Raw genomic sequence first — 22871 nt, 5'->3', positions numbered from 1 at the left:
GCCCGGGCTCAGATCGTCGGCGACGGCATGATCGACTCGGGCACGAGGTCGATCACCGGTCCCTCGAGCGGGGTGCCGTCGTAGTTGATGAGCAGACACGCCACCTGATCGCCCGCCGACGGTGTCGCGGTCTCGGTGAGCGCGAGGAGGTAGAGGTCCTCGCGCTCGAGGAGCTTCTTCGCGCGGGCGCTGAAGTAGGGCTCGCAGCTGTCGAGGGGAGCGGTGTCGGAGTCGAAGTCGTAGCTGGCGGCCTCTTCCTCGTCCAGCGGGTTGACCGCGACGACCTCGGCGTCGTGGGGGACGTCGCACGCGACCTCCTTGAGAGCGCCGACCGCCTCGTCGCCCCGCTCGAGGCCGGTGCCGACGAGGCACTGACCCGGCCGGAGGTTGTTGGCATGGAGGCCGTCGCTGCCGGAGTCGCTGTCGGAGCCGGTGTTGAAGATGCTCACGATGCCGCCGAAGCAGCTCGCGATGACGGCCACGATCACCGCAGCGGCGATGATCCAGGGCCAGACGCGGTTCGCCTTCGGCGGCGGGGTGCCGGTGGCGGGCCACGCCGGGGCCGGTGCGGCATTGCCGTAGGGCACGAAGGGCGTCTCCGCCGCCTGGCCGGCGGTCTCCTCCGACGGTTCGCCGCCCGGTGCGTCACCCGGTTGGTACGGCGTGAAGTCGCCCCCGCCGCCGTATGGATCCTGTCCCACGCACCGCAGCGTAGGGGGTCCTGTGGCCGGGCCGCGACGGATTGCCGCTGATCAGCGCTCGCTCTGCCAGACCGAGTCGGTGAGCTTGCCGGCGGGGTCGACCGCGACGCAGGTGATCGCGTGGGTAGCCGGGTCGGTCCAGGAAGCTCGTAGCGGGTAGTAGTAGGTGAACGTGAGACTGGACTTCGACAATGGGAGGCCGACGTAGTCGCCGAAGGCGGCCCGGCAGTCGGCTGCCTGCCTGTCGATCGCGGCCTGCCCCGGGTAGTCGAGGCTTGCGATCGGGACGATCTCGATGACCTCGGCGTCGTGCGCGTCGTCGCAGTCGGAGACATGGAGCACGCCGACCTGGGTGCCCCCGGCGAAGCCGGCGTCGTTGAAGCAGTCGCGGCGCTTCAGCTCGACGAGTTGGCGGATGGTCGGGTCGGCGTTGGTCGGCGGCGTGACGTACTGCTCAGCGTCGAAGGCATCGGCATCGGTGCCGAAGTAGAAGAGCACCGAGGCGATGACGAGGCCGATGTGGGCGAATCCGACGCTCACTGCGGCGACACCCCACGCGCGGCCATGGTCGACGCCCTCGAACTCGCTCCGGTTGATGACCTTGAACCCCATGACGATGCCGATGACCGTCGGGATCATGCAGCAACAACCGCCCAGCAAGGCAAGGACGAAGGACCAGACCGCGTTGGATTGAGACGGCCTGACCGGTGCGGCGGGAGGCTGGCCCCCGAGACCGGTGCCGCTCATGAGCCCGCTCCCGTCGGGATCGGCTCGTCCAGTGAAAGGCCATCCCGTCGGGAGTAGTAGCACGCGAACGAGTCGTCGGGACCTGGGTGGCCGCGCTCCTCGGCGCTGAAGACGAGGCTCACGGAGTAGTCGCCCGTCCGTGCGGCCCGCCGGTAGCCCTCGTCCGCCATCGCGAAGCAGAATTGAGCGGCGGGTGCGTTGATGATGGCGATGGCCGCGCGGCCGCGGAACTTGCCGGTGGCGACGACCTCACCGTGATGGGGACTGGTGCAACTGCGCGGGAAGAACAGGACGCCGTCGGAGTCGTCGACGTCGACACACGTGCCGGCCTCGACGCGCGCGGTCGTCCGCACGTTGTCGCGGAACCAAACCATGCCTGCCACCGCCACGACGATGCCGAGGGTCGCAACGAGGCCGATCACGACCGCCAGGATCGCCGCCCAACGCCCGTCCTTGGTGCCGTCGGCAGTGCGGCGCAGTCCGAGCACGCCCAGGACGACACCGACGATCGACGCGATCCCGGTCAGCGACAGGGCGAAGCCGACCAGCGAGGCCCGATCGAACTCGCGAACGGGAGGCGGGGAGCCCAGCGGCGGCATCGGCGCGTACGGCGACGCGTGCGGAAGGTCCGCCTGGGGGAAACCCCGCGGCTCGGCCGGTCGGCTCCGCTGTGCGGCGATCCAGTCGTCCATCGACAGTCCGCCGGTCGGTCGTTCCGGTTCGGGCGTGGCCGAAGGCGGCGGTCCGGGCGGCGTCAGGTCGCCGCCGTCAGGAGTGTCGTCCATGTAATTGTCCCCCAAGAAGACGTGCTGGTTCAGCCGATCGACTGCTCGAGATCAGTGCCGTCCTTGCGCTCGAGGAAGCAGACGAAGTCGTCACCGGTGTCGGGCTCGGAGGCCTCGAAGACGATGCCGAGGTAGTAGTCGCCCGTGGCGTAGGCCGTCGCGTAGTCGGTGCGGATCCGGTCAGCGCAGAGCGCGGCCGGGTCGTTGTCGTCGTAGGCGTCGACCTCGTCGGACGTGAAGGTGCCGGTGGCGGCGATCTCCGCATCGTGCGACTCGTCGCAGTCCTTCTCCCACAGTGTGGCGTCCTGGTTGCCGAGCTCGTCGACGTTGACGCACTGGCCGACGTCGGCGCTGTCGATGAAGACGGTGCTGGTGCCGAACCACACGAAGAACACGAGGCTCGCGATGGTGGCCAGGCTGCCGACGATGCCGATCACGATGGCCGCGATGGCTGCCCACCGGCCCTGCCGCACGCCGTTCTTGGTACGGCTCAGGCCGATGATGCCGAGGATGACGCCCACGAACCCGGTGCAGCACAACAGGCTGAAGACGAAGCCAGTGATCGAGACGGCGTCGAGCCCCTGGCTGGCGCCCGGGGCTCCGTAGGGCGACGCGGGCGCGCCGCCGTACGGATTGGTCCCGTAGGGCGAGTAGGGCTGCTGCTGCTCCCCGGGCTCAGGGGGGCCGTAGGGGTTGCTCATCCCTCGTCAGGTCAGAGGATCGACTTGTCGAGCTTGTCGTCAGGCTCGATGTAGCAGACGAGGTGGTCGCCGACCTTGGCGCCGTTGGGGTGCTCGATGACGGCCTTGAGGTTGCCGAAGTCAGCCCCGAGGTAGGGGGTGAGCTTCACGGCGTCCTCGTCGGAGATGAGGCCGACGCAGTAGCCGGTCATGGCCTCGTTGATCGCGTCCTGGTTGTCGGAGTCGACCTTGGCGACGGCAACGATCTCGGCGTCGTGCTTCTCGGAGCACTCCTTCTCATACATCAGCACGTCGCCGTCGTCCTCGGTGACGTCGATGCACTGGCCGACCTTCGCCTCGTCGGGCAGGACGAGCGAGTCGAACCACGCCACGCCGGCGATCGCGGCGATGCCGATGCCGACCCAGACGAGGGTGCCGATGAGGCCGACCACCAGACCGGTGATCGCGAGACCGCGACCCTTCCGCTGGCCGTTCTTCGTCCGGCTGATGCCGACGAAGCCCAAGATGACGCCCACGGGCGCGCAGCAGATGAGGCTCGTGACGAGCGCTGCGATGGACACGCCATCGGTCTTGGGCTGCTCGAAGCTGCCGCCGGGGGCGCCGCCTGCACCGTAGGGGTTGGCGGGCTGCTGGCCGTAGGGGTCGTTGCCGTAAGGGTTGCTCACGGGAGGAGAGTACGGCGTGCCGTGCCCGTCGGGGCGGTTTCCCGCGCCCGTGGCGGCCCTCGTGTCGGTGGGATCGTGTCGGTGGCCTCAGCGAGGATGGCGGCATGCGGCACATCGACGACGCGGAGCGACGCGCCCGACTGGCCCGTCGCCACGGGCTCGCCGACGGCTTCCCGGACGTCGTCGCGGCCACGCGGGCGATGACCGTGCTGCACGCGACCGAGGCAGCCACCGTCCACCTGTCGCTCTGGGCGCGGGTCCCGGGCGTCGCCGTGGCCGACGTGGAGGCCGCCCTCTACGACGAGCGCGCGATCGTCAAGCAGCTCGCCATGCGCCGCACCCTGTTCGTCTTCCCGCGCGACCTGCTGCCGGCGGCCTGGGGGAGTGCGGCGGCCCGGGTAGCGGGGCAGCAGCGCCAGCAACTGGCGAAGTGGGTGGTGCAGGCGAGCATCTCTGCGGCGCCCGACGAGTGGATCGACACCGTGACTGCTGACGTCCTCGCCGCGATGGCTGACGGGACGGCGCGCACCACGCGGGAGCTGCGTGCGCTGGTGCCGGAGCTCGACGGCCGCTTCACGCACGGTGCCCCGGACAAGAAATGGTCGGGCGAGTTCCCGATCGGCGCCTGGGTGATGACGACGCTGGGCGCTGAGGGACGGGTCGTCCGAGGCGCCAATGCCGGTCACTGGCGGCTCAACAAGCCCACCTGGGTGCGCACCGACCGCTGGGTCGGGGACGCCGGGGAGCCGTGGCCGGGCGACGAGGGCTATGCCGAGCTCGTCCGCCGTTGGCTCACGACCTTCGGGCCCGGCACGGAGACCGACATCGTGTGGTGGCTCGGGGCGACGAAGGGGATCGTGCGCCGTGCGCTGGTCGATGTGGGCGCGGTCGAGGTCTCCCTCGACGGGGGAGGCGTCGGTTGGGTGCTTCCTGACGATGTCGAGCCGGCGCCCGCGGTGGAGCCGTGGGCGGCGCTGCTGCCGACCCTCGATCCGACCGTCATGGGCTGGAAGGAGCGCGGGTTCTACCTCGACGGCGCCGACGTGCCCTTCCTGTTCGACCGCAACGGCAACGCCGGCAACACGGCCTGGTGGGACGGGCGGGTCGTCGGTTGCTGGGTGCAGGACGACGCCGGTGTGGTCCGCGTGCTCCTCCGCCACGACCTCCCCGCCGAGGCGACCGCAGCCCTCGACCTGGAGGCCGAGCGGCTCACGACCTGGCTCGACGGGGTCCGGATCGTCAACGTCTACGCATCTCCACAGATGAAGGGCGCGGCGCTGTCCTGACCTAAGATTTCGGCCTGTGAGTCGTCAGCAGCCCGAGCAGCAGGCCCCGCCCGTCCAGCGGCTGCGGATCCGCTACGCCAAGCGAGGCCGACTGCGGTTCACGAGCCACCGCGACGTGAGCCGCGCCGTGGAGCGCGCCGTCTTCCGGGCAGAGATCCCGATGGCCTACTCGTCGGGCTTCCACCCCCACCCGCGGATCTCCTACGCCGGCGCGTCCCCGACGGGAGCGGCGAGCGAGGCGGAGTACTTCGAGCTGGGCCTGGCCGAGCGCCGCGACCCTGAGGAGATCGGCCGCGCGCTCGACGCCGCGCTGCCCGACGGCCTCGACGTGGCGACCATCGTGGAGTCGCCCGGTGGATCGCTCTCCGACCTCCTCACTGCCAGCACCTGGCTGGTCGAGTTGCGGGGGTCGGACCCGGCCGCCGTGGCCGCAGCCGCCGCGAGCTTCCTGGCGACCGATTCGGTGCTGGTCGAGCGGATGACCAAGAAGGGGCTGCGCAGCTTCGACTGCCGGGCCGCGGTGGTCTCGCTCGAGGTCACCGACGCCGCGGGCGAGCCGGCCCTCGCGCTGGTGCTGCGCCACACGGTGCCCGCCGTGCGACCCGACGACGTCCTCTCGGGACTGGCCGCCGTCGCGGGCTTCGCCGCGACCGCGACCGCCCTGCTGACCCGCCTCTCGCAGGGACCGCTCGACGAGGCCACAGGGGCCGTGGGCGACCCGCTCGCCTGAGTCGAGGTCAGGGGCAGCCGACCTGGGTCTCCCCGAAACAGGAGTCGGTGCCGTTGCCGCCGTTGACGGTGTCGGTCCCGGTACCGCCGGTCAGCGTGTCGTTGCCCTCCTCGCCGTAGAGGGTGTCGCTGCCCGCGCCGCCATCGATGGAGTCGTTGCCGTGATGGCCATAGATGACGTTGGCCGACGCACTTCCGGTGACGACATCGGCGCCTGATCCGAGCCTGAGAATCTCGATATCGGCCTGGACGTTGTCGTTCTCGCTCCCGCCGGTGGTGCCGTCGTCGGCAATGCCGTCGAGGTCGATCGTCAGGCCCGTGGTGCGCGTGCCGTAGTCGGCGACGTCGATCCCGGCCCCTCCGACAAGAACGTCAGCGTTGCCGCCGCCGTCGCGCAGGGTGTCGTTGCTGCCCAGTCCGTTGAGGGTGTCGGCTCCGGCGCCGCCGTCGAGCACGTTGGCGTAGTTGGAACCGGTCAGCGTGTCAGGGCCGGCTCCGCCGAGGAGGTTCTCGACGTCCGCCTTCACGTTGTCGCCCTCGTTGACCGCCACGTTGCCGTCGTCGGCGACCCCGTCGAGGTCGATGCTGATCCCGCCGATCCGCGAGGTGTAGTCGGCGGTGTCCGTGCCGGAGCCGCCGTTGAAGACGTCGTTGGCGGTGCCGCCGTCGAGGGTGTCGTTGCCGGCCAGGCCGGAGACGGTGTCGGAGCCTGCTTCTCCGCGGAGGATGTCGGCATAGGGCGAACCCGTGACCTTGTCGTTCCCCGCTCCTGCCGAGACCTGGACCGGCGGGTCGGAAGGACCTCGTGCTGCAGCCGCCTCGAAGGAGATGTCGTCCGCTCCCGATCCCGTCAACACCCTTTCGAGGTCGGGGTCGAGTGTGTCGCCCTCGCCTACTTCGCCACTCACCGCGCCGGTGAGCCGTACTTTCACGGCGGCGGACCGGGCGGAGTAGTCGACGGTGTCGGTGCCAGCGCCCGCCACGATGACGTCAGCCCCGTCCTTCGTGCTGCTACGTATGGTGTCGTCGCCGTGACCGCCGTCGAGGTGGTCGTCACCCCCTCGCCCGTCCACCACGTCGTTACCCTCACGTGCGAGTAGGTCGTTGGGTCGACCGTTGCCGATAAGGACGTCGTCGTCCCCGGTGCCGATCACCTGTTCCGTGCGGGGATCGATGAAGTCGTGCTCTCCTGCTGGCCCGTCGTTGGGCCGTCCGTCCAGGGTGACCGACACCCCGCCGGTGCCTGTGCAGAAGCTTGGCGCCGTGGTGCAGTAGTACGACACGACGTCGGCGCCGTCCTCGCCGAAGACCCAGTCCGCTCCTCCGGCCTGCAGCGACACGAGGTCGTTGCCAGCGCCGCCGTTGATGATGTCGTCGCTCTTGTCGTCCTGGACGAAGTCGTCGCCCGGTCCCAGATCCACCCACGTCGACAGGCCCTCGAGGCTCGAGAAGTACAGGTAGTCGTTTTGGTCGCCGAGATCCACCTCGACCGCTTGGACGCCACTCCCCGGACAGTCGATCCAGCCCCCCGCACCTGGCGTGCATCCGCCACCGGCCAGGTAGGGGGAGGAGAGATCCTTGACCTTGAAGGTCGTGCCGTCCCGGCCGACGCTGATGGTATTGATCAGGCCCGGCGGGGAGGTGACGGTGAGCGTGTCGCCCTCGATGGCGACGATGGTGGCGCCCACAGCGGAGGCCGTCGGTGCGCCCGTGACCACTCCGACGAAGCTGGCGAGAGTGACGGCGGCGACCATGAGCAGGCGCAACGGCGTACGGCGAAGGTTCATTGAGATCATCCCCATGACATCGGTTTCGGCCCCGGGAGCGCCTTCGAGTAGATCACCGGAACGCGCCCGGCACACGAAAATGCGGAGACACGCCGAGCCGCACCGAGGGGGTCGAAGTGGGTTGCAATACCGACGCCGGTTGCCCCTTGTGCGATACTCGCCACAGATCGGCCCCGAGCGCGGCCCTCCCGAAGAGGAACGCGACGGACCGTTCCGACGACGTTCTCGCCGGTCCCGTAGCAGTCAGACGGGTCGGCACAGTGGAGGTCCGAGACCTCGCTAGACCGCGACGCAGTAATGGATCGGTGACAGCGATCCGACCGGCCGGAAACCGGAACATGCGACCGCGGCAGGCAGGCCCCGGCCATCAGTGACGCTCTGCGGAGGGTGTCGTGCTACCGAAGGCTTGCGCCGTCGGCCCGGCTCGCCGGGACGCGCGGCGATGACATGACCGGCCCGTCCACGAGGCAGGCCGGTCGAGGAGCAGCGCATGGCTGACACCCCGGTCGACAACGTCGACACCACCAGCACCACCAACACCCCCAGCACCGAAGCACCGGCAGCAGGGCCGGCTGACGGCACTCCTGAGGAGAAGCCGAAGAAGAAGCCGGCCGCCAAGAAGGCTGCCGCACCGGCCGCCAAGAAGGCACCTGCGAAGAAGGCCGCCGCGAAGAAGACGCCGGCCAAGAAGGCCGCCGCACCTGCTGCGGACGCGGCCGCGGAGGCGCCCGCCGAGAGCTCTGAGGCGTCCGACACGCCGACGGCCGACGCGCCGAAGGCGGCCAAGAAGGCTCCGGCCAAGAAGGCCGCCGCGAAGAAGGCTCCGGCGAAGAAGGCCGCGGCGAAGAAGACGGCCGCCCCCCAGGGCGACGCCGAGACTGATGCGGCCGCCGACGAGGAGGAGACCGGACCCGGCGGGACCGCCGTACTCTTCCAGGCGCCGAAGGCGACGACGGCTCCTCGCAAGAAGGCTCCGGCCAAGAAGGCCGCCGCTCCGAAGGACGCCGACCCCGGTGCCGACGGCAAGGCTGACAAGGCCGACCAGGTTGACGACGACGCCGAGGACGACGAGACCGACGAGACCGAGGACGGCGAGACCGGCGAGGGCGGCGCGAGCACGGCCGCCCGCCGTCGCCGCCGCCGCGGTGGCCGTCGTCGGCGCAAGCCGGCCGGTGCCGGTGGCGCTGCGGGCGAGGGCGACGACAACGACGACGAGACCGACGACGAGGGCGACGCTCCCGCGGCCGACGGCGAGCAGGCGGACAAGCCCGCCAACAAGCCGGCCAACAAGCCGGCCAACCAGGGCGGGAACAGGCCCGCCGCCAAGAAGACCGCGAACAAGCCCGCCAACGCCGAGGACACCGAGGGCGCCGAGGACGGCGCCGAGGGTGACGAGCAGGGCGAGGGCGGCGGCACGTCCTCCTCGTCCCGTCGGCGCCGGCAGCGCCGCCGTGAGGGCGACGCGGTCGGTGACGGCAGCGACGACCCCAACACCGTCACCCGGGTCCGCAAGCCCCGCTCGCCCGAGGACGAGATCACCTCGATCTCCGGGTCGACGCGGCTCGAGGCCAAGAAGCAGCGCCGCCGCGATGGCCGCGAGGCCGGACGCCGTCGCGCGCCGATCGTGAGCGAGGCCGAGTTCCTGGCCCGCCGCGAGTCGGTCGAGCGGGTCATGGCGATCCGTCAGCGCAAGGACGTCACCCAGATCGCCGTACTCGAGGACAAGGTCCTCGTCGAGCACTACGTCGCGCGTGAGTCGCAGACCTCGCTCATCGGCAACGTCTACCTGGGCCGGGTCCAGAACGTGCTGCCCTCCATGGAGGCCGCGTTCGTCGACATCGGCAAGGGTCGCAACGCGGTCCTTTACGCCGGTGAGGTCAACTGGTCCGCGCTCGGCCACAAGGAAGGCACGCCGCGCAAGATCGAGTCGGTGCTGCAGTCCGGCCAGAGCGTGCTGGTGCAGGTCACCAAGGACCCGATCGGTCACAAGGGCGCCCGGCTCACCAGCCAGGTCAGCCTCGCGGGCCGCTTCCTGGTCTACGTGCCGGACGGTACGACGTCCGGCATCTCCCGCAAGCTCCCCGACACCGAGCGGGGTCGCCTGAAGGCGCTCCTCAAGGAGATCGTCCCCGAGACGGCCGGCGTCATCGTGCGCACGGCGGCCGAGGGCGCGTCCGAGGACGAGCTGACCCGCGACGTCGAGCGGCTCAAGGCCCGCTGGGAGGACGTCGAGGCCAAGGTCAGCAAGGGCAACGCCCCGCAACTGCTCTACGGCGAGCCCGACCTCACGCTCAAGGTCGTCCGCGACCTCTTCACCGAGGACTTCGCGAAGCTCGTCGTCCAGGGCGACGACGCGTGGGCGACGGTGCGCGACTACGTCGACAGCGTGGCTCCCGACCTCGCCGAGCGGCTCGAGCACTACGAGACCAAGGTCGACGGCGGTCAGGACCGCCCCGACATCTTCGCGGCCTACCGCATCGACGAGCAGATCTCGAAGGGTCTGGACCGCAAGGTCTGGCTCCCCTCGGGCGGCTCGCTCGTCATCGACCGCACCGAGGCGATGACCGTCGTCGACGTCAACACCGGCAAGTTCACCGGCTCGGGCGGCAACCTCGAGGAGACGGTCACCAAGAACAACCTCGAGGCCGCCGAGGAGATCGTCCGGCAGCTCCGGCTCCGCGACATCGGCGGCATCATCGTCGTCGACTTCATCGACATGGTCCTCGAGTCCAACCGCGACCTCGTGCTCCGACGCCTCGTCGAGTGCCTCGGGCGCGACCGCACCCGCCACCAGGTGGCGGAGGTGACCTCGCTCGGCCTCGTGCAGATGACGCGCAAGCGGATCGGCACGGGTCTGCTCGAGGCGTTCAGCGAGAACTGCGACCACTGCCAGGGCCGCGGCATCATCGTGCGCGACCTCCCGATCGCGCCACGCGGTGGCGGCGGTGGTGGCGCCGATGACGAAGCTCCGCGCGGCAACCGTCGGCGCCGTGGCAAGGGCGCCGGCAACGGTCAGGATGACGCCGCCAAGCCCGCTGCCGCTGCTCCTGCGGTGCCGTCCCCCAAGGACGTCGCTGCGATCGCCAAGCCGCACCCGGAGGACGAGGCTGCGGCCGACGCTGACGTGACCGAGGCCCCCGTGGCCGAAGCCGCGTCGACCGAGGCCGAGGCTGCTGAGGTGGTCGAGGAGACCGTTGTCGCTGAGCCGGTCGTCGAGGAGGCTGCTCCCGCCGTGGAGGACGCTCCCGTCGCGGAGGAAGCTCCTGCGGCTGAGGTGCCCGAGCCGGTCGAGGAGCCCGAGCTGGTCGCGGACGAGCCCGAGCCCACCCCGGAGCCCGAGCCCGAGCCCGAGCCCGAGCCCGAACCCGAGCCCGAGCCCGAGCCGGTGCCCACTCCGGAGCCGGCAGCGCCCCGAGTGGTGACGCGCACCCGCCGCAGCTCGGCGAGCCGCCCGGCCGGACCGCCGACCACGGTGTCGGCGCCCGTCGAGCCCGTCGTCGAGCCCGTCGTCGAGCCCGTCGCCGAAACGCCCGCTGAGCAGCCCGCTGAGCAGCAGGCAGAACAGACCACCGAGGAGTCCGCAGGGGAGCCCGTCGAGGTGCCGGCAGCCGCCGACACCGAGGCGCCCGCTGAGGGTCCTCACGTGGAGCACGTCCCGATCAAGCGGAAGGGCACCCGCAAGCGGTGAGCTGACGCCCGGTAGGGCGGGTCGCAACGGTGCCCGGCGTTTTGCCGTGGCCAGCGCTGATCCGTACTATTGAACGTCGGCCCGCCTCGGCGTGCCTTTCTGCCTGGCATCCCAACTTCAACCGCACCAAACGGCGCGGGCGAGGTCGTGGTGTGCCGCAGACCCAGACGAGAAGAAGATGAAGGAGACCGCGGTGTACGCGATCGTGCGCGCAGGCGCGAAGCAGCAGAAGGTCGTTGTCGGCGACGTCATCGAGATCGACAAGGTCTCCACGGCCGTCGGTGACACCCTGACCCTGCCCGTGGTCATGGCGGTGGACGGCGAGACCGTCACCACCACCGGTCTCGACAAGGCTGCGGTGACCGTCGAGGTCCTCGGCGCCACCAAGGGCCCGAAGATCATCATCCAGAAGTACAAGAACAAGACCGGTTACAAGAAGCGGCAGGGTCACCGCCAGAAGTACACCCAGGTCAAGGTCACCGACATCAAGCTCTGAGTCTCTCCGGACTCGTCACCTGAAGGACTGAACAGATGGCACACAAAAAGGGCGCGGCGTCCACCAAGAACGGCCGCGACTCCAACGCTCAGCGACTCGGCGTGAAGCGCTTCGGCGGCCAGGTCGTCAACGCGGGCGAGATCATCGTCCGCCAGCGTGGCACCCACTTCCACCCCGGCTCCAACGTCGGCCGTGGTGGCGACGACACCCTGTTCGCGCTTGCCGCGGGCGCGGTCGAGTTCGGCACCCGCCGCGGCCGCAAGGTCGTCAACATCGTCCCGTCGGAGTGACTCGGCGCGACTCCTGAAGTTTTCTCGAGAGGGCGTCCCGGACGGGACGCCCTCTCGTCATTTCAACTGAAAGACTGATCCCATGGCCGTCCCCACGTTCGTCGACCGGGTGACCTTGCACGTCGCCGGAGGGCGTGGTGGCAATGGCGTCGCGTCTGTCCACCGCGAGAAATTCAAGCCACTCGGTGGCCCCGACGGCGGCAACGGCGGCCCGGGCGGATCGATCATCCTGCGGGTCGACCAGGACGTCACGACGCTCCTGGATTTCCACCACAGCCCGAAGCGCAAGGCCGAGAACGGTGGCCACGGCGCGGGCGACCACAAGAACGGCACCCACGGCTCCGACCTGGTGCTCCGGGTCCCGGCCGGCACGGTTGTGGCCCTGCCTAACGGCGAGGTCATCGCCGACCTGGTCGGCCTCGGCACCGAGCTGGTCATCGCGGAGGGCGGCAAGGGCGGGCTCGGCAACGCCTCGCTCGCGTCCAAGGCGCGCAAGGCCCCCGGCTTCGCGCTGCTGGGCGAGCCCGGCGATGAGCTCGAGATCGTCCTGGAGCTCAAGGTCGTCGCCGACATCGGTCTGGTGGGCTTCCCGAGCGCCGGCAAGTCCAGCCTGATCGCCGCGATCTCGCGGGCGCGGCCGAAGATCGCCGACTACCCGTTCACGACCCTGGTGCCCAACCTCGGCGTCGTGAGTGCCGGCGACACGACCTTCACGGTCGCCGACGTGCCCGGCCTGATCGAGGGCGCCGCCGAAGGCCGCGGCCTCGGCCACGACTTCCTGCGCCACATCGAGCGCTGCGCCGCGCTCGTCCACGTGCTCGACACCGCGACCCTCGAGCCCGGTCGCAACCCGGTCGACGACCTCGACATCATCGAGGACGAGCTGCGGCGCTACGGCGGTCTCGAGGACCGCCCGCGCCTGGTGGCCCTCAACAAGGTCGACGTGCCCGACGGACGCGACATCTCCTCGATGGTGGTCGACGAGCTGAAGGAACGGGGCCTTCGGGTCTTCGAGATCTCCGCGATGTCCGGCGAGGGCACCCGCGACCTGATCTACGCGATGTCCGAGATCGTGCTGGCCGCCCGCGCGGAGAAGGCCAGCGAGATCGTCGAGCGGATCGTCCTGCGCCCCAAGGGCATCGACCAGGACGAGTTCACGGTGCGCAAGACCGGCGCCGGATGGCGGGTGCGTGGCATCAAGCCGGAGCGCTGGGTCCGTCAGACCGACTTCAGCAACGACGAGGCCGTCGGCTTCCTCTCCGACCGCCTCAACCGGCTCGGCGTGGAGAGCAAGCTGCTCGAGCTCGGGGCCGAGGAGGGTGACGCCGTCCTCATCGGGCACCCCGACAACTCCGTGGTCTTCGACTTCAAGCCGGGCATCGACGCCGGTGCCGAGAACCTCTCGCGCCGTGGCGAGGACGCCCGGTTCGCTGATGACCGTCCGGCCGCGCAGCGACGCCGCGACATCCAGGAGAAGATGGAGGAGCGCGCGGAGAACGAGACCCGCGCCGACGTTGCCCGTCGCCTCGACCAGCCTGAGATCTACGGACCGATGTCGTATGAGATCGGGTCCGACGAGGACCCCGACGTGAGCGACCAGGAAGCCTGGCTGGAAGAGGACCCGGGTGAGTGACCGCGCGGTCGTCACTGATGCGCGCCGGGTGGTCGTCAAGATCGGCTCGTCGTCGCTGACGACTGCCGAGGGCGGCATCGACCCGAAGCGGGTGAGCGCGCTGGTCGACGTACTCGCGGCCGTGCGCGCCGGTGGTGCTGAGGTCGTGCTGGTCTCCTCCGGTGCGATCGCCGCCGGCCTGGCTCCGCTCGGTCTGAAGAAGCGCCCGCGGGGCCTGCCGGCCCAGCAGGCCGCGGCCTCGGTCGGACAGGGTCTGCTCGTCCACCGCTACACCGAGGAGCTCGCGCGGCACGGCCTGATCGCCGGGCAGGTGCTGCTGACGGTGGATGACGTGACCCGCCGCGCCCACCACCGCAACGCTCACCAGACGATCACGAAGCTGCTCGAGCTCGGCGTCTTGCCGATCGTCAATGAGAACGACACCGTGGCCACCTCCGAGATCCGGTTCGGCGACAACGACCGACTCGCGGCCCTGGTCGCCCACCTGGTGCACGCCGACCTGCTCGTGCTGCTCTCCGACGTCGACGGCCTCTACGACGGGCCCCCGCACCGCGCCGGAGCCCGCCTGATCGAGCATGTGCGGTCCGCAGCCGACCTCGACGGCGTCGTCGTCGGCTCGGTGGGGGCGGCGGGCGTTGGCACCGGCGGCATGACCACCAAGATCGAGGCCGCCCGGATCGCGACCGGATCAGGGATCCCGGTGGTCCTGACCTCCGCCGACCAGGCAGGCGACGCGCTCGCGGGCGCGGCGGTCGGCACGCTCTTCGACGCGACCGGGAAGCGTCGCCCGATCCGGCTGACCTGGCTGGCCTACGCCAGTGACACCGCGGGTTCGCTCGCGCTCGATCCCGGTGCCGTGCGTGCGGTCACCGAACGGCGCGCCTCCCTGCTGGCCGCGGGGATCGTCGGTGTCTCCGGATCGTTCACTGCCGGAGACCCGGTCGACCTCACCGCACCGGACGGCACTGTCGTCGCCCGCGGTCTGGTCAATTTCGACGCTGCCGAGCTGCCGGCACTCCTCGGCCGCTCGACCAAGGAGCTCAAGCGGGAGCTCGGGGCGGCGTACGAACGCGAGGTCGTCCACCGCGACGACCTCGTCCTGCTTTAGCCGCGGAAGGTGGCCGCGCCGGCGACCTTGGCGAGGGTGCGGAGCATGACGGCGTCGGGCACCAGGCGGGTGAACCGGTGGAGGGCGCTGGGGCCCTCGACGGCGCGGCCGGCGGTGCGGCTGAGGGCGACGATCCGGCTCGCGGGGCTGCGGCGCTGACGCTCGAAGGCGGCGAAGGCTGCGGCGAGCGAGGGCGTGGCGTGGACCAGGTGAGCGAGGACGACGGCGTCGATGAGCGCCTGGCAACCGCCCTGACCCAGGTGCGGGCGCATGGCGTGGGCGGCGTCGCCGATGACGACGACCCGGCCGTCGGTCCAGCGGCGCGGGATCTCCCGGTCCATGACGTCGTTGCGGGTGACGTCGGCGGGGTCGGTCGCGGCGAGGACCTCCTGCACGGGGGCCGGCCATCCGGCGAACGACGACCGCAGGTGGGCGAGCTCGTCGGCGTTGCTGCCGCCGGCCCGCTCGCGCACGGTCGCGAACCAGTAGCTGGCATCGCCGCCGAGGGGCACGATGCCGAACTCCTGGTGGGATCCCCAGTACTGCACGGGCTCGCCGCCACGCCGCGCGATGCCGCGCCAGGCGGGGTAGCCGGCGTAGGTCTCGGCCAGACCGGGGTGCAGGGCGCGGGCGACCTCGGAGCGGTAGCCGTCGGCGCCGACCAATGCGGTGGCCCGGATCGTCTCGCCGTCGGTGATGACCTGCACGCCGTCACCGCCGTGGTCGTAGCCGCGCACGGCGGACGCCAGCCGCACGCTGTCGTCGCGGATCCGCTCGTGCAGGATCTCGACGAGGTCACCGCGGCGGAGGGCGACCAGCGGACCACCCAGCGCCGCGGCTGACCGCTCGAGGTCGAGCGAGCGCAGCAACCGGTCGTCCATGGTGCGGATGCTGCCCGCGCCGAGCGGGTGCCCCGCACGCCGTACGGCGTCGCCCACGTCGATCGCGTCGAGCGCTGCCAGCGCGTTGGGCCACAGCGTGATGGCTCCTCCGGTGCTGCCGAGGGCGGGGCGCTCGTCGAGCAGGAGGTACGGCGGCGGGTCGCCCGCGTGCTCGAGGGCTGCCGCCAGGGCCAGCCCAGCGATGCCGGCGCCAGCGATGACGAGAGGCGGCTCCACCTACGGGAGCGTGTTCTCGCAGTGGCGGACGAGGTCGGTCACCCCGTCGTCGTCGGTCGTGTCGAAGCCATCGCCGCACAGGAGCGAGTCCTCGCCGGCGCCGCCCAGGAGCAGGTCGTTGCCGTCGCCTCCCTCGAGCACGTCGTCCCCGAGGCTGCCGGCGAGCTGGTCGTTGCCGCCCGAGCCGATCACACGGTCAATGCCCGGGCCTCCATCGGCGACGTCGTTGCCGTCGCCCACGCGGATCAGGTCGCTGCCGAAGCCGCCCTGGACCTGGTCGACACCGGCGGCACCGTTGACGAAGTCAGCGCCCGCCCCGGCGAGCAGCTCGTCGTCACCCTGGGCGCCGAGGAGCATCAGCTTCATCTCCGGGCCGAGGGCGGACGCGTCGACCCGGTCATTGCCGCGCTGCGGCTCGATGTCGAGCAGCAGGGGAGTGGCGGCGCTCGTGTCGGCGGGGATCCGGCAGCTCACGGCTCGACCCGTCTCGACCGTGACCCGGCGGCAGCCCTGGGGAAGCTCGCGCACGACCCGCGCAGTCTGGTCGGCGAAGAGCACGCGTCCCTCGACCCGGGTGATCGTGAGGTCGTTGTCGTGGAGCGAGGCGAGGTATTGGAAGCCCCCGTCGACGCGGGAGATCTGCATCCAGCGCTTCATCACGGTGCGGTCGGTCGCCGTGGCGTGCGGTGCGGGCGCGACGAGCCCGACGGCGAGGAGGGTGGAGGCAGCAACGAGGGTCCGAGGGAGCATGACCGCGACGTTACGCCGCCGTTGGGTCGAGGTCGTACCCTTCCCACCATGTCTCGCCGCGCGGCCGCTCTCGCCACTGCCACCGTCCTGCTTTCGTCCGTCGCCTCGGTGATCGTCGGTGCCGCGCCTGCGCACGCGACCGAGGTGGACAAGACGATCGGCTACCACTGCTCCTCGTCCTTCGGTGACGGCGACAGTGACGTGCGGATCCTGGCCACGATCCCCGACCGGGTCGCGCAGGGCGTCTCGGTGCCCGCGCGCACCGTCACGTTCAAGATCAAGGTGCCGGGCCGCATGGTGCGGATGATGCGGCTGTACGGCGTCGACTCGGTTTCGGGGTCGGGCAAGGCGTCCTACTTCGTCGGCTCGCTCAAGCGTCCGATCCGCGACGTGCACATCCCCAACACCGACGTCCCCAACTCGGGGGGCATGACGATCAAGGGCACCGGTCGCGCGGCCTCCTTCATGATCAACCAGGCGGGCACCTACGACGTCAAGGTCAGCAAGAAGTTGTTGGCTACCGTGGCGGCCCACGTCGACGGGAGCAGCTACTCCGCTGACCTGACGTGCAACGTGCGCCGCGGCGAGTCCCGCAAGCTGGCCTCGCTCGAGGTCATCCGCTGACCCTGGCCGACCGCTGAGGCCTCGGGTTCTGCGCCCACCACCGGTGCGCCGTACCCTTGGAGACGCCATGAACGACGCCCGCACGGTCTACCTCGACCACGCCGCGACCACGCCGATGGTCCCCGCGGCGGTCGAGGCGATGACGGCCCACCTTGCCGACATCGGCAACGCGAGCTCGCTGCACGCCTCGGGGCGCCGGGCGAGGCGCGTGGTGGAGGAGTCGCGGGAGACGATCGCGCAGGCGCTCGGCTGCCGACCCGGCGAGGTCGTCTTCACCTCGGGAGGCACCGAGGGCGACAACTTGGCGGTCAAGGGGCTCTTCTGGTCGCGCCACGCCGCGGACCCCGGCCGTCGTCGGGTGCTCGCGACCTCGATCGAGCACCACGCCGTCCTCGACCCGCTCCACTGGCTCGCCGAGCACGAGGACGCCGAGCTCGAGCTGCTGGCCGTCGACGAGCTCGGCCGGGTCGACCTGGTCGCGCTGCAGGCGACGATCGAGCGCGACCCCGCCTCGGTCGCCTTGATCAGCGTGATGTGGGCCAACAACGAGGTCGGCACGCTGCAGCCGATCGCCGAGGTGGTCGCCCTCGCCTCCGCGCACGGCATCCCGGTCCATGCCGACGCGGTGCAGGCGATCGGTGCGGTACCCGTTGACTTCGCCGCCTCCGGCGTCGACGCGATGACGGTCTCCGGCCACAAGGTCGGCGGTCCGCTCGGCGTGGGTGCGCTCGTCGTACGGCGCGACATCGAGCTCACCGCCCTCGTCCACGGCGGCGGCCAGGAGCGCGACGTGCGCAGTGGGACCCTCGACGTGCCGGCTGTCGCGGGCTTCGCGGCCGCGGTCGAGATCGCGGTCAAGGAGCAGGCCGACCACGCCGCCCGGCTGACGGCGCTGCGTGAGCGGCTGGTCGACGGCATCCGACGCGAGGTCCCCGACGCCGTGCTCAACGGTGACCCTGTGGTGCGCCTGCCGGGCAACGTCCACTTCAGCTTCCCCGGGTGCGAGGGCGACTCGCTCCTCATGCTGCTCGATGCGCGCGGCATCGAGTGCTCGACCGGGTCCGCCTGCTCCGCCGGCGTGCCGCAGCCCTCGCACGTGCTGCTCGCGATGGGCCGCGACGACGAGTCGGCCCGCAGTTCGCTGCGCTTCTCGCTCGGCCACACCAGCACCGAGGCCGACGTCGACGCCGTGCTCGCCGCGCTGCCGGCGTGCGTCGAGCGGGCCCGCGCGGCCCGCGCGTGAGACCCCGTCGATCAAGCCCATGAAGCCCATGAAGATCGTCGCCGCCATGTCGGGCGGGGTGGACTCGGCCGTCGCCGCGGCCCGCGCCGTCGAGGCCGGTCACGAGGTCACCGGGATCCACCTCGCCCTGTCGCGCAACCCGCAGTCCTACCGCTCCGGCGCTCGCGGCTGCTGCACGATCGAGGACAGCAACGACGCCCGTCGCGCGGCGGACGTGATCGGCATCCCGTTCTACGTCTGGGACCTGTCCGACCGCTTCCACCAGGACGTGGTCGTCGACTTCATGGACACCTACGCAGCGGGCCAGACGCCCAATCCCTGCCTGCGGTGCAACGAGAAGATCAAGTTCGCCGCTGTCCTCGACCGGGCCCTGGCTCTCGGGTTCGACGCGGTCGCGACGGGCCACTACGCACGCCTCGAACCGACGGCCGACGGGGGAGTGGAGCTGCACCGCGCGGCCGACCACGGCAAGGACCAGTCCTACGTGCTCGGCGTCCTCGACGACCGACAGCTGCGCCACTCGCTCTTCCCGTTGGGGGACACGCCCAAGGAGCAGGTGCGCCGCGAGGCGGCCGCGCGTGGTCTGCTCGTCGCCGACAAGCCCGACAGCCACGACATCTGCTTCGTCGCCGACGGTGACAGCACCGGGTGGCTGCGCGAGAAGCTCGGGGACCGCGCGCCCAACCAGGGCGGAGCCATTGTCGACGAGGCCGGCGAGGTGCTCGGTGAGCACCAGGGCACCTACGGGTTCACGATCGGCCAGCGCAAGGGCCTGCGGCTCGGCAAGCCGGCCGCCGACGGCAAGCCACGCTTCGTCCTCGACATCGAGCCTGTCTCCGGCACCGTGACCGTCGGCCCGCGCGAGCGGCTCGCCGTCGAGCGGATCCGCGCCGACCGCCCGCGCTGGTGCGGTGCGCCGCTTGCTCCCGCGTCGACCTCTGAGGTGACCGTCCAGCTGCGCGCGCACGGCGACGAGCACCGGGGCGTGGTCCACGTCGACGCCGCGGGTGAGACCGTTGAGATCGAGCTCATCGACCCGGCCTTCGGGATCGCCCCCGGCCAGGCCGCTGTGCTCTACCAGGGCAGCCGCGTCGTCGGCTCGGCCACCATCACTGCCACCGAGCGGATCACTGCATGACCTTGGCCACCGGCGTCGGCTCCTTCGCTGGGGACGACCAGCGCGACTTCGACGAGGCGTTGCGGCTGGTGCTGGGCGAGCTGAGCCTCCCGTTCCTGCCCGAGGTGCCGGGAAGAGGGATCACCGCCGGGATGGTCGGCCGCACGCTCGGCCTCCTCGGTGAGCTCGACGCCGACCTCCAGCCGGCGGGCTGGCGGCTGACAGGCACGTCCGGCGCCCCGGCGATCGACCAGCGGCGGGCCCGCAGCCTGCTCGGCCAGGACCTCGACACCCTCGAGGACCAGGCCGCCGGCCACGCCGGTCCGTTCAAGGTGCAGGTCGCCGGCCCGTGGACGCTGGCGGCCACGGTCGAGCGGCCACGAGGCGACAAGGTGCTGGCCGACCACGGTGCCCGCCGTGATCTGGCCCAGGCATTGGCGATCGCCGTGTCCGACCACGTCGCCGACCTGCGGCGCCGCCTGCCCAACGCCGAACGCATCATCGTGCAGGTCGACGAGCCGGTGCTCCCGGCCGTGCTCGCGGGATCGATCCCGACGGCGTCCGGCTTCGGCCGGCACCGTGTCGTGCACCCGCCGGAGGCGAGCGACGCTCTGGCGTGGGTGCTGGGCGCGGTGCGCGATGCCGGGGCCGAGCCGTGGGTCCACTGCTGTGCGCCCGACGCGCCGTTCGGCCTGCTCCGCGGCGCCGGGGCAGTGGGTCTCGCCGTCGACCTGTCGATGATCGACGCGGCCGGGCACGAGGGATTGGCCGAGACGCTCGAGGCGGGGGAGACGGTGGCGCTGGGCGTCGTACCGACCCTGGCTCCGGCCTCGCCGCCGACTGAGAAGCAGCTCATCGAGCGGGTGCTGCGCTGGCTGGACCTGATCGGTCTCGATCCCGAGCAGTACGCCGGCCGGCTCGTCATCTCGCCGGCCTGCGGCCTTGCCGGTGCAGATGCGCGATGGACGCGGACAGCCGTTGAGCTGTCCGCGTCCATCGCGCGTTCTCTGGGGTAATGCGGAGGGCCGATCAGCCCACGTGCACGCCCTCGGGTCCGTCCGTCGCCAGCTCGGTGTGCTTGACGTTGAGGAAGGACCAGATGACCGCGGATGCGGTCAGCATCAGGCACGACGCGACGAGGAAGGCGTGCACGGCTCCGTCAGGGAAGCTGCCCTGGAAGAGTGCTGCCTGAAGGAACGTGACGTCACTGCCCGGGACCGTCGCGGAGGGGTCGACTCCCGCGTTGGTCAGGCCCTCGGCCACCGGCTTCGCCAGCGTGTCGGCCGTGTTGTTGAAGAAGTGCAGAGCGAACGTGCTGAGCGTCGCGACGCCGAGGGCGCCACCGACCTGCTGCATCGTGTTGAGCACGCCCGAGCCGATGCCGGAGTCCTCAGCAGCGATGTGGTGCATCGCGGTCTGCATCATCGGGACGAAGACCAGGCCCATGCCGATCGACATCAGGACCACGAACGGGAAGATGTGGGCCCAGTAGTTGATGTCGGCGCCGATCGGGTTGCCGGTCGCCACTGCGTTGAGCACGTCGGACGCCGAGTTGTTGACGTGGATCCGCGAGAACATGAACAGCGAGATCGCGGCGAACAGGGTGCCGGTGCCGGCGAGGAAGCGCGGGTCGATGCGGCCCACCAGGTTGGACGACACGGCGGCGCCGATCACGATGCCGAAGGAGAACGGCAGGAACGCGAAGCCCGCGTGGAGCGCGCTGTAGCCCATGATCTGCTGGATGAACTGGCTGAGGTAGAAGAACATCGCCATCATCGCGGCCGGGGCGATCGCCATCGCGATGAAGCTGGTGGCCCGGGTGCGGTTCTGGAAGATCCGCAGCGGAAGCAGCGGGTGCTCGACTCGCGACTCGATGGTGATGAACGCAGCGACCAGTGCGACGCCGACCGCCAGCGAGGTGAGCGTCTGCCAGTTGCCCCAGCCGTAGGCCTCCTCGCCGGCACGGGAGAGGCCGAAGACGAGCGCCAGCAGGCCGAGCGTGCCGGTGATCGCACCGGGGACGTCGAGCTCACCGCGGTGGGTCTCCGACTCCTTGAGCACCCGCGGTGCCATGGCGGCGCCGAACAGCCCGATGGGGGTGTTGATCAAGAAGGTGAGCCGCCAGCCGTCGATGTCGAGGCCGAAGACGGAGTTGAGGTCGGTGAGGTAGCCACCGAGGATCAGGCCGATCGCGGCGCCGACGCCGGACATGGTGGCGTAGGCAGCCATCGCGCGGCTGCGCTGCGGGCCCGCCGGGAAGGTCGTGGTGATCAGCGCCAGCGCGGCAGGTGCGGCGAGCGCGGCGCCGACTCCCTGGAGCGCCCGGGAGCCGAGCAGCATCGCCTCATTGGTCGCGAAACCGCCGAGCAGGGACGCGACGGCGAAGGTCACCAGACCCATCGTGAAGAGGCGGCGGCGGCCGTAGAGGTCACCCAGACGGCCGCCGAGCAGCAACAGGCCGCCGAACGCCAGGGCGTAGCCGGTGACGATCCAGGTCAGGTTGGCCTGGGAGATCGCCAGGTCGGTGCCGATGTAGGGCAGCGCGATGTTGGCGATGGTGCTGTCGAGCACCACCATCAACTGGGCGGTGAGGATGAGGGCGAGGGCGAGACCGGCGCGCGGCACGGCCTTGTTGGCAGCGCTCGGCTGCTCCGTCGACGGGTCCGGGGAGATCGTCCCCGCGGCGTCGAGGGATTCGGTGTTGGTCATCTCTTGGGTTCCTTGATGGGTGGGGTCGGGATCAGCCGAGGGTGACGGCCGGAAGGATCAGCTGGTCGACCACCTTGGCGATCAGCTCGGGGGTGGGCGGGTCGCCCAGGAGGAAGGCGCGGTGCAGGACGATGCCCGGGAGGGCCGCCGCGATCAGGTCGAGGTCGAGGTCGCCACGGATCTCGCCGCGCTCCTGTGCGCGCCGGAACATCGCAGCCGACATCGCCTTCTTGGGGCCGATGAAGTCCTGGCGGAACCGCTCGGCGAACTCCTCGTCACGGCCGATCGCGGTGATGACGCTGCCCAGGATCGCGAGCTGACGCCCGTCGGTCAGGCCGCCCATGCCGCAGAAGGCGCCGAGCAGGTCGTCGCGCAGGTTGCCGGTGTCGGGGAAGTCGTGGTGCTCCTTCTGCGAGGTCAGCGCGTCGATGACGAGCTGGGCCTTGCTGTTCCACCGGCGGTAGAGCGTCGCCTTCGACGCCTTGGCTCGCGTCGCGACCGCGTCCATCGTGAGCCGGTCGTAGCCGACCTCGGCCAAGATGTCGATCGTCGAGTCGAGGATCTCCTGCTCCCGCTCGCCCTCGACGCGGGGGCGCGTCGGCGCCTCTTCGGTCTGAGCTGAGGGGGTGGGGGACATCGAGCACCTCGCAAATGGAACGGAACGGTTTCGTTTCAACAGAGAGTACGGAACGGT

Annotated in this window: 21 protein-coding genes; 11 read left to right on the top strand and 10 right to left on the bottom strand. The window is 70.7% G+C overall.

Annotated features, from left to right (window positions below; translation table 11 throughout):
* Window positions 1-8: 8 nt before the first annotated feature.
* The 5 genes from F0U44_RS09310 to F0U44_RS09290 form a co-directional block, all read right to left on the bottom strand.
* Window positions 9-701, bottom strand: a complete 693-nt coding sequence (locus F0U44_RS09310) for a hypothetical protein (RefSeq protein ID WP_149728024.1) — start codon at window positions 699-701, stop codon at window positions 9-11.
* Window positions 702-752: 51 nt separating this feature from the next.
* Complete coding sequence (locus tag F0U44_RS09305; RefSeq protein WP_149728023.1) at window positions 753-1340, bottom strand: hypothetical protein; 588 nt, start codon at window positions 1338-1340, stop codon at window positions 753-755.
* A gap of 104 nt (window positions 1341-1444) precedes the next feature.
* The gene (locus F0U44_RS09300) at window positions 1445-2233 is read right to left on the bottom strand and encodes a hypothetical protein (RefSeq protein WP_149728022.1); all 789 of its coding nucleotides are present in this window, start codon (window positions 2231-2233) and stop codon (window positions 1445-1447) included.
* Window positions 2234-2262: 29 nt separating this feature from the next.
* Window positions 2263-2934 (bottom strand): hypothetical protein, encoded by a 672-nt coding sequence (locus F0U44_RS09295; protein WP_149728021.1) that lies wholly within the window; start codon window positions 2932-2934, stop codon window positions 2263-2265.
* 11 nt (window positions 2935-2945) lie between these two features.
* Window positions 2946-3599: a DUF4190 domain-containing protein gene (locus F0U44_RS09290; RefSeq protein ID WP_149728020.1), complete on the bottom strand. Its 654-nt coding sequence runs from the start codon at window positions 3597-3599 to the stop codon at window positions 2946-2948.
* Window positions 3600-3703: 104 nt separating this feature from the next.
* Here F0U44_RS09290 and F0U44_RS09285 point away from each other — a divergent pair, with 104 nt between their 5' ends.
* Window positions 3704-4885, top strand: coding sequence for a winged helix DNA-binding domain-containing protein (locus F0U44_RS09285; RefSeq protein WP_149728019.1), 1182 nt, complete (start codon window positions 3704-3706; stop codon window positions 4883-4885).
* A 16-nt stretch (window positions 4886-4901) separates the two neighbouring features.
* A complete protein-coding gene (locus F0U44_RS09280) occupies window positions 4902-5615 on the top strand; it encodes a TIGR03936 family radical SAM-associated protein (protein WP_149728018.1) in 714 nt (237 codons plus the stop codon).
* Window positions 5616-5622: 7 nt separating this feature from the next.
* On the opposite strand, the gene F0U44_RS09275 is transcribed toward F0U44_RS09280, so the two are convergent.
* Window positions 5623-7401 (bottom strand): calcium-binding protein, encoded by a 1779-nt coding sequence (locus tag F0U44_RS09275; RefSeq protein ID WP_188113404.1) that lies wholly within the window; start codon window positions 7399-7401, stop codon window positions 5623-5625.
* Between the two features lie 490 nt (window positions 7402-7891).
* Here F0U44_RS09275 and F0U44_RS09270 point away from each other — a divergent pair, with 490 nt between their 5' ends.
* The 5 genes from F0U44_RS09270 (at window position 7892) to proB (ending at window position 14616) form a co-directional block, all read left to right on the top strand.
* Complete coding sequence (locus F0U44_RS09270; protein ID WP_149728016.1) at window positions 7892-11089, top strand: Rne/Rng family ribonuclease; 3198 nt, start codon at window positions 7892-7894, stop codon at window positions 11087-11089.
* 193 nt (window positions 11090-11282) lie between these two features.
* Window positions 11283-11585 (top strand): 50S ribosomal protein L21, encoded by a 303-nt coding sequence (gene rplU, locus F0U44_RS09265; RefSeq protein ID WP_149728984.1) that lies wholly within the window; start codon window positions 11283-11285, stop codon window positions 11583-11585.
* Between the two features lie 35 nt (window positions 11586-11620).
* Window positions 11621-11875, top strand: coding sequence for a 50S ribosomal protein L27 (gene rpmA / locus F0U44_RS09260; protein WP_149728015.1), 255 nt, complete (start codon window positions 11621-11623; stop codon window positions 11873-11875).
* 82 nt (window positions 11876-11957) lie between these two features.
* A complete protein-coding gene (gene obgE / locus F0U44_RS09255) occupies window positions 11958-13508 on the top strand; it encodes a GTPase ObgE (RefSeq protein WP_149728014.1) in 1551 nt (516 codons plus the stop codon).
* Window positions 13501-14616 (top strand): glutamate 5-kinase, encoded by a 1116-nt coding sequence (gene proB, locus F0U44_RS09250; RefSeq protein ID WP_149728013.1) that lies wholly within the window; start codon window positions 13501-13503, stop codon window positions 14614-14616. Before obgE ends, proB begins: the two co-directional genes overlap by 8 nt.
* Here the strand turns inward: proB and F0U44_RS09245 are convergent.
* Together F0U44_RS09245 and F0U44_RS09240 are read right to left on the bottom strand one after the other, a co-directional pair.
* A complete protein-coding gene (locus F0U44_RS09245) occupies window positions 14613-15734 on the bottom strand; it encodes an FAD-dependent monooxygenase (protein WP_149728012.1) in 1122 nt (373 codons plus the stop codon). The two genes, proB and F0U44_RS09245, sit on opposite strands and share 4 nt — an antisense overlap.
* Window positions 15735-16484, bottom strand: coding sequence for a calcium-binding protein (locus tag F0U44_RS09240; RefSeq protein ID WP_149728011.1), 750 nt, complete (start codon window positions 16482-16484; stop codon window positions 15735-15737).
* A gap of 48 nt (window positions 16485-16532) precedes the next feature.
* Between F0U44_RS09240 and F0U44_RS09235 the strand changes: the two genes are divergently transcribed.
* From F0U44_RS09235 to F0U44_RS09220, 4 genes are all read left to right on the top strand, one after another.
* Window positions 16533-17108: a DUF6801 domain-containing protein gene (locus F0U44_RS09235; protein WP_149728010.1), complete on the top strand. Its 576-nt coding sequence runs from the start codon at window positions 16533-16535 to the stop codon at window positions 17106-17108.
* A gap of 67 nt (window positions 17109-17175) precedes the next feature.
* Window positions 17176-18351: a cysteine desulfurase family protein gene (locus tag F0U44_RS09230; protein WP_149728009.1), complete on the top strand. Its 1176-nt coding sequence runs from the start codon at window positions 17176-17178 to the stop codon at window positions 18349-18351.
* Window positions 18352-18379: 28 nt separating this feature from the next.
* Window positions 18380-19489, top strand: coding sequence for a tRNA 2-thiouridine(34) synthase MnmA (mnmA, locus tag F0U44_RS09225; protein ID WP_188113486.1), 1110 nt, complete (start codon window positions 18380-18382; stop codon window positions 19487-19489).
* A complete protein-coding gene (locus F0U44_RS09220; protein WP_149728008.1) occupies window positions 19486-20484 on the top strand; it encodes a uroporphyrinogen decarboxylase/cobalamine-independent methonine synthase family protein in 999 nt (332 codons plus the stop codon). The genes mnmA and F0U44_RS09220 overlap by 4 nt, the downstream gene beginning before the upstream one ends.
* 13 nt (window positions 20485-20497) lie before the next feature.
* Here the strand turns inward: F0U44_RS09220 and F0U44_RS09215 are convergent, their stop codons facing one another.
* Together F0U44_RS09215 and F0U44_RS09210 are read right to left on the bottom strand one after the other, a co-directional pair.
* Window positions 20498-22177, bottom strand: a complete 1680-nt coding sequence (locus tag F0U44_RS09215) for an MFS transporter (RefSeq protein WP_149728007.1) — start codon at window positions 22175-22177, stop codon at window positions 20498-20500.
* Between the two features lie 31 nt (window positions 22178-22208).
* Window positions 22209-22814 carry a TetR/AcrR family transcriptional regulator gene (locus F0U44_RS09210; protein ID WP_149728006.1) on the bottom strand — a complete coding sequence of 202 codons (606 nt, stop codon included), beginning with the start codon at window positions 22812-22814 and terminating at the stop codon, window positions 22209-22211.
* Window positions 22815-22871: the final 57 nt, after the last annotated feature.

Origin of the sequence: Nocardioides humilatus (genome assembly GCF_008373755.1) — a bacterium.
Lineage (GTDB): Bacteria > Actinomycetota > Actinomycetes > Propionibacteriales > Nocardioidaceae > Nocardioides > Nocardioides humilatus.
This window is presented reverse-complemented; position numbering and strand designations above follow the sequence as displayed.

Excerpts from the sequence above, each read along its gene's own strand:
- rpmA (WP_149728015.1), top strand. The coding sequence starts at position 11,621 with ATGGCACACAAAAAGGGCGCGGCGTCCACCAAGAACGGCCGCGACTCC.
- F0U44_RS09240 (WP_149728011.1), bottom strand. The coding sequence starts at position 16,484 with ATGCTCCCTCGGACCCTCGTTGCTGCCTCCACCCTCCTCGCCGTCGGG.
- F0U44_RS09295 (WP_149728021.1), bottom strand. The coding sequence starts at position 2,934 with ATGAGCAACCCCTACGGCCCCCCTGAGCCCGGGGAGCAGCAGCAGCCC.
- obgE (WP_149728014.1), top strand. The coding sequence starts at position 11,958 with ATGGCCGTCCCCACGTTCGTCGACCGGGTGACCTTGCACGTCGCCGGA.
- F0U44_RS09270 (WP_149728016.1), top strand. The coding sequence starts at position 7,892 with ATGGCTGACACCCCGGTCGACAACGTCGACACCACCAGCACCACCAAC.
- F0U44_RS09210 (WP_149728006.1), bottom strand. The coding sequence starts at position 22,814 with ATGTCCCCCACCCCCTCAGCTCAGACCGAAGAGGCGCCGACGCGCCCC.
- F0U44_RS09275 (WP_188113404.1), bottom strand. The coding sequence starts at position 7,401 with ATGAACCTTCGCCGTACGCCGTTGCGCCTGCTCATGGTCGCCGCCGTC.
- F0U44_RS09220 (WP_149728008.1), top strand. The coding sequence starts at position 19,486 with ATGACCTTGGCCACCGGCGTCGGCTCCTTCGCTGGGGACGACCAGCGC.
- F0U44_RS09305 (WP_149728023.1), bottom strand. The coding sequence starts at position 1,340 with ATGATCCCGACGGTCATCGGCATCGTCATGGGGTTCAAGGTCATCAAC.
- F0U44_RS09215 (WP_149728007.1), bottom strand. The coding sequence starts at position 22,177 with ATGACCAACACCGAATCCCTCGACGCCGCGGGGACGATCTCCCCGGAC.
- F0U44_RS09300 (WP_149728022.1), bottom strand. The coding sequence starts at position 2,233 with ATGGACGACACTCCTGACGGCGGCGACCTGACGCCGCCCGGACCGCCG.
- F0U44_RS09230 (WP_149728009.1), top strand. The coding sequence starts at position 17,176 with ATGAACGACGCCCGCACGGTCTACCTCGACCACGCCGCGACCACGCCG.
- mnmA (WP_188113486.1), top strand. The coding sequence starts at position 18,380 with ATGAAGATCGTCGCCGCCATGTCGGGCGGGGTGGACTCGGCCGTCGCC.
- F0U44_RS09235 (WP_149728010.1), top strand. The coding sequence starts at position 16,533 with ATGTCTCGCCGCGCGGCCGCTCTCGCCACTGCCACCGTCCTGCTTTCG.
- F0U44_RS09285 (WP_149728019.1), top strand. The coding sequence starts at position 3,704 with ATGCGGCACATCGACGACGCGGAGCGACGCGCCCGACTGGCCCGTCGC.